The sequence below is a fragment of the Streptomyces sp. YS-3 genome, from assembly GCF_045257485.1.
In the GTDB taxonomy this organism is placed as follows: domain Bacteria; phylum Actinomycetota; class Actinomycetes; order Streptomycetales; family Streptomycetaceae; genus Streptomyces.
Genome location: NZ_JBJHPC010000954.1, coordinates 1 through 1,591, shown reverse-complemented (window position 1 = coordinate 1,591; position 1,591 = coordinate 1). Strand labels below are relative to the sequence as shown.

1 protein-coding gene and 1 pseudogene are annotated in these 1,591 nt (G+C 71.2%); both read right to left on the bottom strand.

Annotation, left to right across the window (positions count from 1 at the left end):
* Window positions 1–731 (bottom strand): transglycosylase SLT domain-containing protein (locus ACJA3G_RS36660; protein ID WP_406557339.1); only part of this gene is annotated, 731 nt, incomplete at its 3' end.
* Window positions 732–742: 11 nt separating this feature from the next.
* Window positions 743–1,591 (bottom strand): annotated as a pseudogene (locus ACJA3G_RS36655) (hypothetical protein); the annotation flags it as partial.

Below are 1,591 nucleotides of genomic sequence, written 5' to 3'. Positions count from 1 at the left end.
GAGGGGGAGAGCTGGTAGCGGTGCTGGAAGGTGTCGCCGTTGATGGCGAACATCTCCAGGCGTCCGTCGGCGTTGGGGCCGATCGCGAGTTCCGCGCCTCCCGGGCCGCCGAGGGGTTCCCAGTCGGACCAGGCGCCGTTGACGCCTGTCTGCCAGGCGTGGTGGACGCCGTCGGCTCCGGCGGCGAAGACCTCCAGGCGGCCGTCCGACGAACGGGCCGACACCACCCGCCCCGACTCCGCCGGATACACCAGGGGAGCGGGCCCGGGCTCGTGGTGGCCCAGCCGGTCCACCGCGGCCCGCGCCTCGTCCATGTGCCGCAGATGGGCGCCCGCGTTGTAGGTGGACCAGGGCTGCCAGTTGGCACCGCCGGAGGAGATGGTGAAGGCCGCGTTCGCGTTGCACTGCGGGTCGAAGGCGCAGGCGTCGTCCACCTCGCGGTGCCAGTAGCTGTTGATCTGCCACAGGCCGCGGTCGGTGGAGGGAGGCGTGTTGTTCTGGACGTTGGTGGCCGTCGGGTCGCAGCTGGACTCGGCGAGCGCGACCGCGACGGCGGTCACCAGGCTCTCGCCCCGGAAGCCCGCGTTGTAGCCGACCTGGGCGCACAGATCGCTCGGCGCGGCGTACGCGGGCGACGCGCCCACCAGGACGCCCGCCCCGAGCAGGAGCGAGGTGGCGGTTGCCAGGACGACGCGATGGGGTGCGCGGTGAGCGCGTTGCACGGTTCTCACGTGCTGTCTCCTCAATTGACGGCGGGGCCGGAAGTGGTGTTGAGCCAGGCCCATTCGGACCAGGTCGCGAAGCCCGTCTGCCACTTGTGGTAGACGCCGGCGCGGCTCGTGCCGAACACCTCGATACGGCCGTCCGCGTTGGCCACCGCGGTGACTTCCGTACCGCCACCGCCGAAGGTGTCCCACGGGCCGTACGGGGCGTTGACGCCGGTCTGCCACAGGTGCTGGGCGACGCTGCCGTTGATCGCGAAGACCTCCACGCGGCCGTCGGCGGTCGGCTGGCTGGTGAGCTGTGCGTCGGCGGGCCCGCCCATGCCTTCCCACCCGGACCAACCGGCCCGGTCTGTCTGGTAGCGGTGGAAGACCCCGGCGGGTCCGGAGGCGAAGACCTCCAGGCGTCCGTCCTGGTTGTGATCCACCGTCAGATCATGTCCGCCACCGCCGAAGTCCTCCCAGGCCGACCAGCCGCCGTTGACGGCCGTCTGGTACTGGTGCTGGAACACCTCGCCGTTGATCGCGAAGGCTTCCAGACGCCCGTCGGGCGACTTCTCCATTTCGATACGGCTTTTGGCGGGACCACCACCGGTGTTCTCCCACTCCGACCAGCCGCTGTTCGGTGCGGTCTGGTAGCGGTGGAATACGCCGGTGGGTCCGGAGGCGAAGGCTTCGAGGCGGCCGTCGCCGTTGGCGCCGACGGCGATGTCCCGGCCGCCGCCGCCGAAGGTCTCCCAGCCGGACCAGGCGCCGGAGGGGGAGAGCTGGTAGCGGTGCTGGAAGGTGTCGCCGTTGATGGCGAACATCTCCAGGCGTCCGTCGGCGTTGGGGCCGATCGCGAGTTCCGCGCCTCCCGGGCCGCCGAG